Origin of the sequence: Arsenicicoccus sp. oral taxon 190, assembly GCF_001189535.1 — a bacterium.
Classification (GTDB): Bacteria; Actinomycetota; Actinomycetes; order Actinomycetales; family Dermatophilaceae; genus Arsenicicoccus.
On record NZ_CP012070.1, the window covers coordinates 2,991,642 to 3,006,496 of the forward strand.

The 14,855-nt window shown below is 73.3% G+C and carries 12 protein-coding genes; 5 read left to right on the forward strand and 7 right to left on the reverse strand.

The genetic code is table 11. From position 1 onward, the window contains the following. Positions 1 to 65: 65 nt before the first annotated feature. The 3 genes from ADJ73_RS13925 to glnA all read right to left on the reverse strand — a co-directional run bounded on the left by ADJ73_RS13925 (position 66) and on the right by glnA (position 6,686). Positions 66 to 2,096 carry a PhoX family protein gene (locus tag ADJ73_RS13925; protein ID WP_050349477.1) on the reverse strand — a complete coding sequence of 677 codons (2,031 nt, stop codon included), beginning with the start codon at positions 2,094 to 2,096 and terminating at the stop codon, positions 66 to 68. Between the two features lie 196 nt (positions 2,097 to 2,292). After that, positions 2,293 to 5,307, reverse strand: a complete 3,015-nt coding sequence (locus tag ADJ73_RS13930; protein WP_050348767.1) for a bifunctional [glutamine synthetase] adenylyltransferase/[glutamine synthetase]-adenylyl-L-tyrosine phosphorylase — start codon at positions 5,305 to 5,307, stop codon at positions 2,293 to 2,295. A gap of 29 nt (positions 5,308 to 5,336) precedes the next feature. After that, positions 5,337 to 6,686: a type I glutamate--ammonia ligase gene (gene glnA / locus ADJ73_RS13935; RefSeq protein WP_050348768.1), complete on the reverse strand. Its 1,350-nt coding sequence runs from the start codon at positions 6,684 to 6,686 to the stop codon at positions 5,337 to 5,339. Between the two features lie 161 nt (positions 6,687 to 6,847). Here glnA and ADJ73_RS13940 point away from each other — a divergent pair, with 161 nt between their 5' ends. Further along, positions 6,848 to 7,267, forward strand: coding sequence for an SRPBCC domain-containing protein (locus ADJ73_RS13940; protein ID WP_050348769.1), 420 nt, complete (start codon positions 6,848 to 6,850; stop codon positions 7,265 to 7,267). A 94-nt stretch (positions 7,268 to 7,361) separates the two neighbouring features. On the opposite strand, the gene ADJ73_RS13945 is transcribed toward ADJ73_RS13940, so the two are convergent. Next, entirely contained in the window at positions 7,362 to 7,577 is a 216-nt protein-coding gene (locus ADJ73_RS13945; RefSeq protein ID WP_050348770.1) for a hypothetical protein, read from the reverse strand. Between the two features lie 75 nt (positions 7,578 to 7,652). Here ADJ73_RS13945 and map point away from each other — a divergent pair, with 75 nt between their 5' ends. From map to ADJ73_RS13965, 4 genes are all read left to right on the forward strand, one after another. Continuing rightward, entirely contained in the window at positions 7,653 to 8,531 is an 879-nt protein-coding gene (gene map / locus ADJ73_RS13950; RefSeq protein WP_050348771.1) for a type I methionyl aminopeptidase, read from the forward strand. 47 nt (positions 8,532 to 8,578) lie between these two features. Beyond that, a complete protein-coding gene (ppgK, locus tag ADJ73_RS13955) occupies positions 8,579 to 9,352 on the forward strand; it encodes a polyphosphate--glucose phosphotransferase (protein ID WP_050348772.1) in 774 nt (257 codons plus the stop codon). A 131-nt stretch (positions 9,353 to 9,483) separates the two neighbouring features. Continuing rightward, complete coding sequence (locus ADJ73_RS17345; protein ID WP_216593643.1) at positions 9,484 to 10,026, forward strand: VOC family protein; 543 nt, start codon at positions 9,484 to 9,486, stop codon at positions 10,024 to 10,026. Positions 10,027 to 10,036: 10 nt separating this feature from the next. Further along, complete coding sequence (locus ADJ73_RS13965; protein ID WP_050348773.1) at positions 10,037 to 11,137, forward strand: RNA polymerase subunit sigma-70; 1,101 nt, start codon at positions 10,037 to 10,039, stop codon at positions 11,135 to 11,137. A 57-nt stretch (positions 11,138 to 11,194) separates the two neighbouring features. On the opposite strand, the gene ADJ73_RS13970 is transcribed toward ADJ73_RS13965, so the two are convergent. From ADJ73_RS13970 to ADJ73_RS13980, 3 genes are read right to left on the reverse strand one after another with little or no spacing between them, the layout of a single operon-like run. Next, positions 11,195 to 11,845 carry an MBL fold metallo-hydrolase gene (locus ADJ73_RS13970; RefSeq protein WP_050348774.1) on the reverse strand — a complete coding sequence of 217 codons (651 nt, stop codon included), beginning with the start codon at positions 11,843 to 11,845 and terminating at the stop codon, positions 11,195 to 11,197. Positions 11,846 to 11,854: 9 nt separating this feature from the next. Then, positions 11,855 to 13,285, reverse strand: coding sequence for a GGDEF domain-containing protein (locus ADJ73_RS13975; protein ID WP_050348775.1), 1,431 nt, complete (start codon positions 13,283 to 13,285; stop codon positions 11,855 to 11,857). Next, positions 13,278 to 14,819, reverse strand: a complete 1,542-nt coding sequence (locus tag ADJ73_RS13980) for a GGDEF domain-containing protein (protein WP_050348776.1) — start codon at positions 14,817 to 14,819, stop codon at positions 13,278 to 13,280. The genes ADJ73_RS13975 and ADJ73_RS13980 overlap by 8 nt, the downstream gene beginning before the upstream one ends. Positions 14,820 to 14,855 lie beyond the last annotated feature (36 nt).

Consider the following 14,855-nt stretch of genomic DNA (forward strand, 5'->3'; position numbering starts at 1 on the left):
CCGCGCTGACCCAGCGCGACGCCCCCGCCGGCGAGGCCGGGCGGGGGCGTCGGCATACGGGCTGGTCAGCGGGTGCGACGCACCTGCACGATCGTCGGGCGCGGACCGGCGAACCGGCCGCCCCCGGACTGCTTGACGTAGTCCGGGAAGAACGAGTGCTGGTCCGCCCAGGTGCCGTCCTCGCCGGGGTGCTGCACGGCCACGAAGACCGACCCGTCACGGTCGTGGATGACGGGCCCGCAGGTCTCGGCCTCGGCCGGCACCGCGAGGAACTGCGTGACGCGGCCCCGCTCGGGGCCGCCCAGCTCGACGTGGAAGAGGCCGTCGTTGAGCTTCAGCGAGCTCGGCATGCCGTCCGTCGCGATCCACAGGTCGCCGCGGCTGTCGAAGGCGACGTTGTCGGGGCACGAGATCGGCGCGACCGGGCCGGTGTAGCCGCCGAAGTAGGTGCCGGCGGTCTTGGGGTCGCCGCAGATGAGCACCAGGTCCCAGGTGAACCTCGTCCCCGTGTGGTCGCCGCCGACCTCGGTGATCTCGACGATGTGCCCGTCCTTGTTGGTGACGCGCGGGTTGGCCTCGTCGGTGCCGGGCTTGCCCTCCTTGCCGCGGTCGGAGTTGTTGGTGCAGGCGGCGTAGATGCGCCCGGTGATCAGGTTGGGCTGCACGTCCTCGGGGCGGTCCATCTTGGTGGGGCCCTTGCCGTTGCTGCCCACTGCGGCGTCGGCCGCGAGCCGGGTGTAGACCAGCACCTCCTCGAGCGTGAAGCCCGGGACCATCGAGCGGCCGCGTCGGGTCAGCGGGATCCACTCGCCGCTGCCGTCGCTGACCTTGTCCTCCAGGCCGTCGCCGGTGAACTGCGCGACGTAGAGGTCACCGTCGGAGAGCAGCTGCAGGTTGTGCTTGCGGGCGGCGTTGCCGGGGCGGTCGTCGTAGCGGCGCCGGGACACGAACTTGTAGATGTAGTCGAACTTCTCGTCGTCGCCCATGTAGGCGACCGCGTGCCCGTCGTCGGACAGGATGATGTTGGCGCCCTCGTGCTTGAAGCGGCCCATCGCGGTGTGCTTGACGGGGGTCGAGGTCGGGTCCATGGGGTCGACCTCCACGATCCAGCCGAAGCGGTTGGGCTCGTTGCGGAAGTCCTCCGACCGGGCGTCCCACCGGGGGTCCACCGTGGACCAGCCGCGGCTGTCCTGGGTCGCGGACAGGCCGTAGCGCTTCTCCTCCTTGGCGGTGCCGGTCACCTTGAAGTACTGGTTGAAGTTCTCCTCGCCGGAGACGACCGTGCCCCACGGCGTGGTGCCGCCGGAGCAGTTGTTCATGGTGCCGCGGACCCGGCGACCGGTCGGGTCCTCCTTGGTGCGCAGCAGCCGCGAGCCGGCGGCGGGGCCGTCGACGGCGAAGGGCGTGTCCAGGGTGATGCGTCGGTTGAGCCGGCCGCCGCGGCGGTAGCTCCAGCGCTCCCCCGCCGCCGGGCGGGTCAGCTCGACCACCGACAGGCCGTGGGCGGCCCAGGCGACCTTGATGGCCTCGGTCTTGTCCATGGTGGGCGGGAACATGGTGTTCTCGTTGGTGTACTCGTGGTTGCAGACGAGCAGCGCCTTGGTGCCGCGCTTGTCGGTCACGATGATGTCGGTGTAGTCGTTGTTGAAGCCGAACTGCATGGCCTGCGCCTCGGCGGTCTGGTGCTCGGGGTCGAACATCGGGGCGCCCTTGAGGATCGGGTCGCCCCACCGGATGATCGGGTGGTACTCGAAGCCGCCGGGCACGGTGAGCCGGTCGGTGCCGGCCGGGACCGGGGCGATGCCGATGAAGGACAGCCCGGAGACGCGCTGCGGGTGGCCCTTGCCGCGGCCGCGGCCGTCGTCCTTGCCGCCGGCGAGGGCGGCGGCGGGCTCGGCCGTGGTGGTGGCGACCGCCCCGAAGGCCAGGGCCAGGGCGCCGGCGCCACCGAGGACCGAGCGGCGCGACAGCGCGCCGGCAGCCACGGAGGCGAAGGTCTCGTGGGCGGACTCGTTGGGGACGGGCCTGGAGCAGGCATCGCCGCACCGGAGGTGGCAGGTCACGGCGCTGCGGTTGGCGTGCGTGATGCCGGCCATCGGCAGGAGTCGGCGGTCTTCGGTCACGATGTCTCTCCCTGGTCGTGGTGGGGCGTCGGGCACGGGGGGTGCCGGCGTTGCCGCCGAACCTAGCCAGCGCCCCGACGCCCCGGGAGAGCGGTCAGGTGGCTGCCGGGTGAACGCTCCGTGAAAGGCCCGCCCGAGACGTGACGGGCCGACCACGTGGGGTGACGGCTCAGGCGGACCGGGCGTAGAACAGCCGGTCCACGACCGCGCGCGCCTGCCGGGCGATCCGCAGGTAGGTGTCGACGAGCTGCTGACCCTCGCCCGGCGGTCGCCCCACGATGCGGGCCATGCCCTCGGCGTCGCGCAGGTCGGAGGGGACGCTCTCCATGGGCCGCCCGCGCCACAGCATCCCGGCGTTGCGCAGCCGGGACGCCGATCCCCACGCCTCGACCAGCAGCGTGGCCTCGTCCTCGGCGAGCAGCCCCGCCTCCCGGGCCGCCTCGATGGCCGGGAGGGTCCCGGTGGTGCGCAGCCCCGGCACCTCGTGGGCGTGCTGCAGCTGCAGCACCTGCACGGTCCACTCGACGTCGCTGAGGCCGCCGGTGCCGAGCTTGAGGTGGGTGCGCCGGTCGGCCCCCCGAGGCAGCCGCTCGCTCTCCATCCGCGCCTTGAGCATCCGTATGTCGCGCAGCTGTCCCGCCGACAACCCCTCGGCGGGGTAGCGCAGGGTGTCCGCGAGCTCCACGAAGCGCTCGGCGAGCTCGGCGTCGCCCGCGACCGGGCGGGCCCGCAGCAGGGCCTGGCGCTCCCACGTCAGCGCCCACCGCTCGTAGTAGGTGCGGTAGGAGTCCAGGGTGCGCACGAGCGGGCCGTTCTTGCCCTCGGGGCGCAGGTCCGCGTCGATCCCGACGGCCGGCTCGGGCCCGCCCCAGGAGGTGAGCCGCCGCAGCTCCTGCACCACCGCCGTGGCGCGTCGTTGCAGCTCGGCGTCGTCGTGCGGGGACTGCGGGTCCGGCTGGTGCACGAACATCACGTCGGCGTCGCTGCTCCACCCGAGCTCCGCCCCGCCGAGACGCCCCATGCCGATCACGACCAGCCGGGTGCCGAGGGGCTCGCGCAGCTCCATCTCGATCTTGCGCACCGCCGTGTCCAGGGCCACCTCGAGGGTCGCGGTGGTGATCGCGGTCAGCGCCTCGCCCACCTGCGCGACGTCGAGCGTCCCGACCAGGTCGCCGACCGCGACCCGGAAGAGCTCGTGGCGCCGCACCCCCCGGACGGCGAGCATCGCGTCCTCGGGGGTGTCCTTGCGCTGCGCCGCCGAGCCCATGACGGTACGCAGCGACTCGAGGGTCCGCGGCTGCAGCCCGACGTCGTCACCGAGGACGGCCACCGCGCCCGGCGTGCGCTCCAGCAGCTCGGCGGCGAACCTGCTCGAGCTCAGCACCTGCGCTAGCCGCTCGGCGGCGCTGCCCTCGTCGCGCAGCATCTTGAGGTACCAGTGGGTGGTGCCGAGCTCGTCGCTGACCTTCCGGAAGGACAGCAGCCCGGCGTCGGGGTCCGCGCCGTCGGCGAACCAGCCGAGCATGACCGGCAGCAGCGTCCGCTGGATCGCCGACCGGCGCGAGACGCCCTCGGTCAGCGCCTCCAGGTGCCGCAGCGCCCCCTTGGGGTCCCGGAACCCGAGGGCCGCCAGCCGCTCCCCCGCCGCCTCGGGCGTCAGCCGCGCCTCGCCCGCCGACAGCCGCGCGACGGCGGACAGCAGCGGCCGGTAGAACAGGCGCTCGTGCAGCCGGCGGACCTCCAGGGCCCGGCGGCGCCACAGCGCCTCGACCTCCGCGGCGGGGTCCCCGTCGACGTGCAGCCCGCGGCCGAGCCGGCGCAGCTCGGCCGGGCCGGTCGGCATGAGGTGGGTGCGGCGCAGGCGGAAGAGCTGGACCCGGTGCTCCAGCGACCGCAGGAAGCGGTAGCTCTCGTCGAGGACCGCAGCGTCGTCGCGGGCGACATACCCGCCTGCGGCGAGCGCAGCGAGCGCCTCCAGCGTGGTGCCGGAGCGGAGCGTCTCGTCGAGGCGACCGTGCACGAGCTGCAGCAGCTGGACGCTGAACTCCACGTCGCGCAGCCCGCCGGGCCCGAGCTTGAGCTGCCGGTCGGCCTCCTTGGCGGGCACGTGCTCCTCGACGCGGCGGCGCATCGCCTGCACGTCCTCGACGAAGTGCTCCCGCGAGGACGCCTGCCACACGAGAGGGGTCACGGCCTCGAGGTAGCGGCGCGACAGCTCGGCGTCGCCGGCCACGTGCCGGGCCTTGAGCAGCGCCTGGAACTCCCAGGTCTTGGCCCACCGCTGGTAGTAGCTGAGGTGGCTGGAGACGGTGCGGACCAGCGGGCCGTTCTTGCCCTCGGGGCGCAGCGCCGCGTCGACGGGCCACAGCGTGCCCTCGCCGGTGGAGGTCGCGCAGGCCCGCATCACCGCGCTCGCCACCTGGGTGCCGACCTGCAGCGCCTCGGCCTCCTGCGGGCTGCCGGGGGCGACGTCCGGGTCGGTGGGCTCGCAGACGAAGATCACGTCGACGTCGCTGACGTAGTTGAGCTCGCGGCCGCCGCACTTGCCCATGCCGATGACGGCGAGCCGGATCGTCTCGGAGCCGGGCACCTCCGCGCAGGCCACCACGTGGGCGGCCTCCAGCGCGGCGGCCGCGAGGTCGGCGAGCGAGCGCGCGGTGTCCGGCAGCGTCACGAGCGGGTCCGGGGAGGTCAGGTCCAGGGCCGCGACGGCGAGCAGCTCCTGGCGGTAGGTGGACCGCAGCGCGTCCAGGGCCGCCCCCGTGGCCAGCCCGCGGACCGCGCCGGTCAGCGACGCGCTCAGCTCCTCGGCCGTATGCCGCTGCGCGCCCGTGGCCCGGCGCCAGTGTCCCGGGTGGCTGACGAGGTGGTCCCCGAGGGCCGACGAGGCCCCGAGCACGGCGAGCAGCCGGTCGCGCTCCGGGCCGGGTGAGCCCAGCACCCCCCGCAGCGCGTCGACCTCCGTGGTGGAGCGGCCGTCGCCCGCGGCCGCCTCGAGCAGCCGCACCGCGGCCAGCAGCGCCAGGTCGGGGTCGGCGGTGGCCGAGAGCGCGCCGACCAGCCCCGCGCGCTCGTCGTCGGTCAGGCCGGCCAGCACCCGGTCCTCGAGCAGGCGCTGCGCCCGCTCGGGGTCCGAGAAGCCCTGGCGGGCCAGGGTGCCGGACGTCGACGCCGGTCGTGCCATCGTCACGCGCCCACCCTAGGTCCGGCTCGTCACAGCCGCGGCAGGAGGCGTTGCAGCTCGAAGGGCGTGACCTGGGAGCGGTACTCCGCCCACTCGGCCCGCTTGTTGCGCAGGAAGAAGTCGAAGACGTGCTCGCCGAGGGTCTCGGCGACGAGCTCGGAGCGCTCCATCACGTCGATCGCGCGGCCCAGGGAGCTCGGCAGCGCCTCGATCCCGAGGGCGGCGCGCTCGGCGTCGGTCAGGGCCCAGACGTCGTCCTCGGCCTCCTCGGGCAGCTCGTAGCCGCCCTCGATGCCCCGCAGCCCGGCGGCCAGCAGCACCGAGTAGGTGAGGTAGGGGTTGCAGGCCGTGTCGATGGTGCGGATCTCCACGCGGGTGGCCTGGCCCTTGGTGGGCTTGTACATCGGGATGCGGACCATCGCCGACCGGTTGGCGTGCCCCCAGCACACGTAGGCGGGGGCCTCGCCGCCGCCCCACAGCCGCTTGTAGGAGTTGACCCACTGGTTGGTGACCGCGGTGATCTCCGGGGCGTGGCGCAGCACCCCGGCCACGAACTGCCGCCCCACCTTGGACAGCTGGTAGCGGGCGCCGGGCTCGTAGAAGGCGTTGTTGTCGCCCTCGAAAAGCGACACGTGGGTGTGCATGCCGGAGCCGGGGTGGACCGACAGCGGCTTCGGCATGAAGGAGGCGTAGACGCCGTGCTCCAGCGCGACCTCCTTGATGACGGTGCGGAAGGTCATGATGTTGTCGGCCATGGTCATGGCGTCGGCGTAGCGCAGGTCGATCTCGTTCTGCCCCGGCGCGCCCTCGTGGTGGCTGAACTCCACCGAGATGCCCATCGACTCGAGCATCGTGATCGCGGCGCGCCGGAAGTCGTGGGCCTGCCCCTGGGGCAGGTGGTCGAAGTAGCCGCCCTCGTCGATCGGCCGGGGCGGGTTGGAGGGGCGGCGGTTGCCCGGCTGGTCCTGCTCGAAGAGGAAGAACTCGATCTCGGGGTGCACGTAGAACGTGAAGCCCATGTCGGCCGCCTTGGTGAGCTGGCGGTGCAGCACGTGCCGCGGGTCCGCCAGCGACGGCTGCCCGTCGGTGGAGCGCAGGTCGCAGAACATCCGGGCGGTGCCGGGGGACTCACCCCGCCACGGCAGCACCTGGAAGGTCGTCGGGTCCGGCTTGGCGAGCATGTCGGCCTCGTTGACGCGGGTCAGGCCCTCGATCGCGGAGCCGTCGAAGCCGATGCCCTCCGAGAACGCCGCCTCCAGCTCGGCCGGGGAGATCGCCACGGACTTCAGCGTCCCCAGCACGTCGGTGAACCACAGCCGCACGAAACGGATGTCGCGCTCCTCGATCGAGCGCAGGACGAACTCCTCCTGACGATTCATGTCCCTAGCCTGGCCCACCGATGTTTCGACCGGGTTACGCCGCGCCGCGTCGCCGGGTGGCCACCCCACCGGCCCGGGGGCCCCACCTGCGGGGTACTGTGACATCAGGCCGGTTCACCCCGGACCGGTCGACGAGGATCGGATATCGGAAGAGGTCCGTCATGACCGAGCAGAGCAGCGAGACCGCCCCCGACGTGACGGGCACCACGGTGAGCGTCAGCCGCGTGGTGTCCCACTCCATCGACAGCGTCTGGAACGTCCTGATGAAGCCGCACGGCGCCGAGGCCCTGCTGGGCGAGGGCGGCGAGCTGGGCAGCAAGGGTGAGCCCTGGCACGCGACCGACGGCAGCCACGGCGTCGCCCGCAGCTTCCATCCCATGGAGCAGATCCGGTTCTCGTGGCACCCCGACGACTCCACCGACACGCCGGCCAGCATCGTCGAGCTCGACCTGAGCAAGGACGGCGACGCGGCCACCCGCCTCGACCTCACGCACAGCAACCTGCCGAGCAGCGCCGACCGCGGTGCCCTGAAGGCCCGCTGGACCACCGCGCTGGAGCGGATCGACCAGGACGCCCTGTGACCGCTCCCGTCACCGGCTGACGCCGGTCGGGCCGTATGCCGAAGGCCCGGTGCCACCCTCTCGGTGAGGGGGCACCGGGCCTTCGGCATACGGTCTAGAGACCCAGCGCGTTGGGCGTGTCCGGCTCGTCGCCGTCCTCGCGGGCGCGACGCTCGTCCTCCTCGTCCCAGGCCTCGGTGCGCTGCCGCGCCGAGGAGAGGGCGCTGCTGGCGGCCTCGTGGGTGTCGTAGGGGCCCATGACGTCCTCGTCGCGGGCGCGGTCGTCGTCGGTCTCCACCTGACGGGTCCTGACGTTGTACCAGTAGGCCATGGCTCCTCCTCGAGCGGGTTGGGCTGCGGACTCGCGATTGGGGCGCCGGCGAGGCGGCTACCTAGACTGCACCCTATGCCGAAGCTCCCTCCCGTCGATGTCTCCGTGGCCCCTGGGACCGTGTCGCCGCGCCTGCCGGTGCCCGGCCACATCGCCCGGCCCCACTACGTGGACCGCGGCGAGGACATCCGCGAGGACGGCGACGCGCTGGTCAAGGACGCCGGGACGATCGAGCGGATGCGCGTCGCGGGCCGCATCGCCGCGCAGGCGATGGCGGTGGGCGCGGCGCTGGTGGCGCCCGGGGTGACGACCGACGAGATCGACCGGGCCGTGCACGAGTTCATCGTCGACGCGGGCGCCTACCCGTCCCCGCTCGGCTACAAGCACTTCCCCAAGTCGCTGTGCACCAGCGTCAACGAGGTCATCTGCCACGGCATCCCCGACTCCCGCGCCCTGGTCGACGGCGACATCGTCAACCTGGACGTCACCGTCTTCGTCGACGGGGTCCACGGCGACACCGACGCGACCTACCTGGTTGGGGAGGTCGACGAGGCGTCGCGGCTGCTCGTGGAGCGCACCCACGAGGCGATGATGCGCGGGATCAAGGCGGCCCGCCCCGGTCGCGAGGTCAACGTCATCGGCCGCGTCATCGAGTCCTACGCCAAGCGCTTCGGGTACGGCGTGGTCCGCGACTACACCGGCCACGGCATCGGCACGGAGTTCCACAGCGGCCTGGTCGTGCCCCACTACGACGCCGCGCCCGCCTACGACACCGTCATCGAGCCCGGCATGACCTTCACGATCGAGCCGATGCTGACGCTCGGCGGCGACGGCGAGTGGGACCTGTGGGACGACGGCTGGACCGTCGTCACCGCCGACCGCAGCCGCTCCGCGCAGTTCGAGCACACGGTGCTCGTCACCGAGACCGGCGCCGAGATCCTGACGCAGGTCTGACCGGTTCCGCCCGGCTCGGCCCGCGCGCGCGACGTAGTCTGTCGGCCATGACTGCGAAGAAGAGCCTGCCGCTCGGCATCGACGTGGGTGGCAGCGGGATCAAGGGCGCCCCCGTCGACCTGACCTCCGGGGAGTTCGCCGCGGAGCGGGTGCGGATCCCCACGCCCGACACCTCCACCCCCGAGGCCGTCGCCGACGTGATCGCGGAGATCATCGACGCCTTCGACGAGGTGGGCCCCGACGCCCCCATCGGCATCACCGTGCCCGGCGTCGTCACCCACGGCGTCGTGCGGTCCGCCGCCAACATCGACAAGGGTTGGCTCGACTGCGACGCCGACAAGCTCTTCACCGAGCGGCTCGGGCGCGACGTCCACGTCGTCAACGACGCCGACGCCGCCGGCGTCGCCGAGGTACGCTACGGCGCCGCCAAGGGCAAGGAGGGATTCGTCATCCTCACGACCCTCGGCACCGGCATCGGCGTCGCCCTGATCCACGACGGGGTGCTGATCCCCAACGCCGAGCTGGGCCACCTCGAGCTCGACGGGCACGACGCGGAGAAGCGCGCCTCCTCCGCCGCCCGCGAGGCCAAGGACCTGTCCTGGGAGGAGTGGGCCGAGCGGCTGCAGCGCTACTACTCCCACCTGGAGAACCTCCTGTGGCCCGACCTCTTCGTGGTCGGCGGCGGCGTCTCCAAGAAGGCCGGAAAGTTCCTGCCGCTGCTGGACCTGCGCACCCCGATCATCCCCGCCACGCTGCTCAACAGCGCCGGGATCGTGGGCGCCGCCGCGCTCGCAGCGGACGAGTCGGCCCGCCGCCGCTGAGCCCCCGCGACCGTCAGCGGCCGGCTGGCCGAGGATCGGTCCGCCGGCCGCGATGAGTCCGGGGAGGCTGTCCGGTCTACCTGTATGACGGGATCCCACCCCGGGGCCCGCAGAGCACAGGAGCATCGACGATGGAGACGACCACCCAGACCGGCCAGACCACCTCGACCGGCCAGACCACCCAGACCGGCCAGACCACCTCGACCGGCCCGACCTCCTCGACCGGCCAGGCCGGGGCGGGCGGCGCTCGCCTCGCCCACCAGATGATCTTCGTCAACCTACCGGTCGCCGACCTGCAGCGCAGCCGGGACTTCTTCACCGCCGTCGGCTACGAGATCGATGAGCGCATGTCCAACGAGGTCGCCGTGGGCGTGCGCCTCGGCGACAACCTCTACGCCATGCTGCTGGTGCCGGAGTTCTTCGCCCGCTTCCACGACCACGAGACGGCCCGTCCGGGCACCTCGGAGACCCTCGTGTGCCTGTCGGCCGAGGACCGGCAGCAGGTCGACGAGATCGTCGACCGGGCCGCGGCGGCCGGCGCCACCGACGTGCGGACCGGCGACGACCAGGAGTACATGTACGGCCGGTCCTACACCGACCCCGACGGCCACGTCTGGGAGATCATGTGGATGGACGTCGCGGCGGCGACCCAGGCCGGCGCCCTCGGCGAGTGAGGCGGCGACGGTGACGACGGAGGAGCCCCGGGCGGTCCCCAGCCGGCACGACTTCGAGCAGCAGGCGCTCGCCCTGCGCGCCGAGCTGCTGGCCCACTGCTACCGCCTGACGGGCTCCGCCGTCGACGCCGAGGACCAGGTGCAGGAGACCTACCTGCGGGCCTGGCGCGGTCTGCCCGACTTCGACGGGCGTGCGTCGCTGCGCACCTGGCTCTACCGGATCGCCACCAACAGCTGCCTCAACCACCTGGCCTCCGCGTCGCGGCGGGTCCTGCCGAGCGGGTTGGGCGCACCGCCCGGCGACCCGGAGGCGCCGCTCCACCGAGGCGACCACGCCTGGCTCGAGCCGTTGCCCGATGCCCTGCTGTGGTCCGGCGCAGCACCCACGCCCGAGGAGCGTCTCCTGGCGCGGGAGAACCTCGCGCTGGCCTGGACCGCGGCGCTGCAGACCCTCTCCCCCAACCAACGGGCCGTGCTGCTGCTGCGCGACGTCCTGCAGCTCAGCGCGGCCGAGACCGCCGAGACCCTCGGCACGTCCGTGGCTTCGGTCAACTCCGCGCTGCAGCGTGGCCGGGCCGCGGTCGGCACCGACCCGACCGACGGCGCCCCCGGCACGTCGGCGGGGGCGTCGGCAGGGACCTCGTCGGGGGCGTCGGCAGGGACCTCGGCAGCGACCTCGGCAGGGGCGCCGGCGGAGACGTCACGGGGGACCCGGTCCCCGGGCGACCGGGACGCCCTCGAGGAGCGTGCCGTGGCCGGCTTCGTCGACGCCTTCGAGGCGCACCACTTCGACGCCGTCGTCGCCGCGCTCGCCGAGGACTGCACCTGGCAGATGCCGCCCTTCGACCGGTGGTACTCCGGCAACCTGGCCGCGGCCCGGCTGTCCTGGACCCACTGCCCCGCCCGCGGTCCGGGCGACCTGAGGTTCCTGCGGGCGCTGGCCAACGGTCAGCCCGCGGTGCGGATGTACCTCCGCAAGGGCCGCGACCACGAGGCCTTCCAGCTGCAGGTGCTCCACGTCGACGACGACGGGCTCATCGACCAGGTCGTGGGGTGGTTCGAGCCGCACTGGTTCCGGCTCGCCGGGTTGCCGCTGGTGCTGCCTCGCTGAGGGCCCCCCCCCCCACCGCCGGGCTGCGGGGGCGCGGCGGGGGCGGCATACGGGCTGCTAGAGGGTGATCTCCCGGGCGCCCGCCCCGGCGAGGTCACGGACCTCGGTCTGCTCCGGGCTGAAGCTCGAGGCGTGCCCCAGGTAGACCTGCCGCCCGGCGGGCGCGAGCAGCCCGTCGTGGATCGGCACGGCGACCCGCGGTGCGATGCGCCGCAGGAAGGCGATGGTCTCCTTGCTGGCGCACCAGGGAGCGTTGAGCGGGAAGGCGAGGACGTCGACCGGGCCGGGGTCGGCGTCGTAGGCGTCTCCGGGGTGGAAGACGGTGGGTTCGCCCTCGGCGCTCAGCACCGCTCCGGTGTTGCGGATGCGGGGGATGAACTCGTTGATCACGGCGTGCTGCTCCCCCACGCCGCGCAGCGTCACCTCCCCGACCTGCAGCTGCGCGCCGCTCGCGAAGGTCTCGGCGCCCGGGACGTCCACGACCTCACGGGCCTCGGCCTCGACGTAGAACGCCGCGTCGGGGTTGGCCGCCCGCAGCGCGGGGAGCCGGTCGGGGTCGAGGTGGTCGGGGTGCTGGTGGGTCACCACGACGGCGTCCAGGTCGCGCAGCTCCTCCCAGTCGGCCGCGAGCGTCCCGGGATCGAGCAGGATCCGGCTGTCGGCCATCTCGACGAGCAGGCAGGCATGTCCGAGGTGGGTCAGGCGCATGGCCCCAGCCTAGGCGTCGACCCGGCCGAGGACCACGGGGCGGTGCCGGGCGAACCTCACGGCGTCGCGGCCGGACGCCTTGGCGTCGTAGAGGGCGACGTCCGCCCGCAGCAGCAGCGTCACCAGCGACTCGACCCCGTCCCACACGGCGGCTCCGGCCGAGAAGGTCTGGCCGGTCTGCGCCGCACCCCGCAGCCCCTCGAGCAGCAGCCGCACGTTGTCGGGGTGCCGGCCCTTGGCCAGCAGCAGGAACTCCTCCCCCCCGTGCCGGCTCAGGAAGACGTCCGTCGGCAGGCTGCGGCGCCACGCCGACGCCGTCGACTCGAGGAGCCGGTCCCCCGCCGGGTGCCCGTGCTGGTCGTTGTAGGCCTTGAAGTGGTCCAGGTCCAGCAGCACCGCCACGAGCGACGCCTCCTGGTCGATCGCCTCCCGCATCATGCGGCGCATCTCGGCCTCCCCGGTGCGGCGGTTGGGCAGGGAGGTGAGGTGGTCGGTGCGGGCCAGCGACTCCAGCTGGACGCGCTGCCCGTCCACGACCCCCATCATCCGCTCCAGCCGCAGCACCACCAGCGTGAAGACGACCCCCGACATCGCGAGCAGCGGACCGGCGGTGGAGATGGTCGGGTGGTCGCGCTCGCGCAGCAGCATCAGCGGCGGCATCACCGCGGCGATCGCGACCGCGGTCAGGTGCAGCCGCTCCAGGTGGGGCGTCGCCGGGCGGCCGCGGTTGCCGAACCTCACCATCGACGGGTGCAGCGCCGCCAGCGCGGCCAGCAGGCAGCTCGTGACGTAGCAGACCATCGCCGCCTGGTGCGAGCCGTCGCTGCCCTGGTCCCGCACGGCCTGCAGGGACGCCAGGTCACCCACGGTCATGGCGCCGAGGGCCAGCAGCAGCAGGGTCGGGGACGCCGCCCCGCCCGCGATCATGACGAGCCGGGCGGCCGCCATCAGCGCCAGCCCGTCGAGGAACGGCGACGACAGCGTGGTCAGCGGCACCTCGGTCCCGAGACCCGGTCGCGCCGCGAAGGACCAGATCACGCTGACGCACCCCATCGCGAAGATGGTCGCGTCCACGACGAACTGCGCGGGCCGGTCGCTGGAGGCACGCCGGGCGGCCCCGAGGATCCCGACGATCAGCACGGCGTAGCCCCCGAGCGACAGGACGTCGTGCCCGGTGGCGGGGCCGAGGACGCGCCCCTGGACCGGGGCGAGCGGCAGCAGGGACAGCCCCCACAGGACCGTGCAGCCGATGATGCACCACCACACGCCCGCCCGGGCCGGCCGGTGGCGCCGGATGCCCCACCACAGGACGAGCGGCAGGACGGCGTTGGCGCCCACCACCATGTGGGCTTGACCGCCAGGGGGCAGCCAGAGCAGGGTCACGACGACGGCGACGGCCAGCACCAGCGCGGAGCGAAAGCTCAGCAGCCCCTCACGCATCGTCCCCACCGCCCGGCAGCGCGGGGGTCAGGCCGCGGCCCGGCTCGCGGTCGCTGCGGTCGCCGTCGTTCTGCCACAGGTAGGTCCGGGCCCGGCCGTTGGCCTTGGCGGCATACAGCGCCTCGTCGGCGCGGGAGAGCATCTCCGCGGCGGTGTCGCCCCGGCGCCACACCGCGATCCCGGCCGAGAAGGTCTGGTCCCGCGGGGTGACGGCCCGCAGCCGGTCGACGAGGTCGATGACCGCCGACGTCGGGAGTCCCACCGTCACCAGGACGAACTCCTCGCCGCCGTAGCGGGCCAGGACCTCCGCCGGTCCCAGCAGGTCGGACCACCGGTGCGCGCAGCCCGACAGCAGCTCGTCGCCGGCGTGGTGCCCGTAGGTGTCGTTGAACGCCTTGAACCGGTCCAGGTCCACGATGGTCACGCTGACCGGCTCCCCGGTGCGGCCCGCCCGGGCGAGCGCCCGGGCCAGCTCGGCGTCGGCGGTGCGCCGGTTGGGCAGCCCGGTGAGGTGGTCGCTGCGGGCCAGCACCGCCAGGTCACCGGACTGCTCGTCGGCGGTGCGCATCATCCCCGCCGCGCGGGCCACGACCAGCATGAACATCAGGAGCATCGCGATCGACAGGGTCGTGCCGTCCTGCACCCCGCCGGCCTCGCCGGGCCGCACCAGCTGCCAGCCGTAGACGATGACGGGCACCAGACCCGTGGCGAAGATCCACGGCACCCGCCGCCGGCCGTGGCCGGTCGCCGCGACCTCGCGCGACCCCCGCCACAGGTGCGCGCCGGGCGGCACCATCATGGCCACCGCCGCGCTGCCGTAGGCGAGGAACCAGCAGACGTGAGCGAGCAGCGGCTCCTGCCGGTGGTGCATCAGGTTGACGAAGTCGAGCACGTCGGCCACGAGCAGGAGCACCGGGGACAGCAGCCCGACCAGCGCGGCCCAGCTGACCGGGCGCTGCCCCGACAGGTAGGCGAAGCCGAGGGCGACCAGTGCCAGGTCCAGGGTGGGGAACAGCGACGTGACGACGGCGTTGAGCGGGGACTGCGCGAGGGCGGGGGAACGCATCCCCGGCATGATGAGGCTGACCCACACGAGGGTGCCGAGGGCGACGGCGACGATGGCGCCGTCGATGACCCGGTCCAGGTTGACCAGGTCCCGGTGCCGGTGCGCGACCCGCACGAAGCCGGTCAGCAGCACCGCGTAGCCGCCCAGCATGAGCGCGTCCCCCGGGTCGGACAGCTGCCGGTTGCTCGCGAAGATCGTGTCCGTCGCGATGTCGCTGACCGTGTCCCCGATGACATAGGCGGCCCAGGCGGCGAGCACCGACATCGTGAAGTAGTTGCGTCGTTGCGGGTAGCGCACCATGGCGAGCGCGCTGGACAGCAGCAGCGTGGTGTAGGCCCCGACGTAGAGGTAGTAGCGCAGCGAGTGCGTGGGGTCCTGCCCGATCCGGCCCAGCTCGGTCACGAGGAGCACGGCGACGAGCAGGAGGTACCACCCCGCGAGCGCGGCGGCGGCTGACCAGCGTCCCACGGGTTCCACCTCGCTTCCCCGGCCGCGCACCGAGAC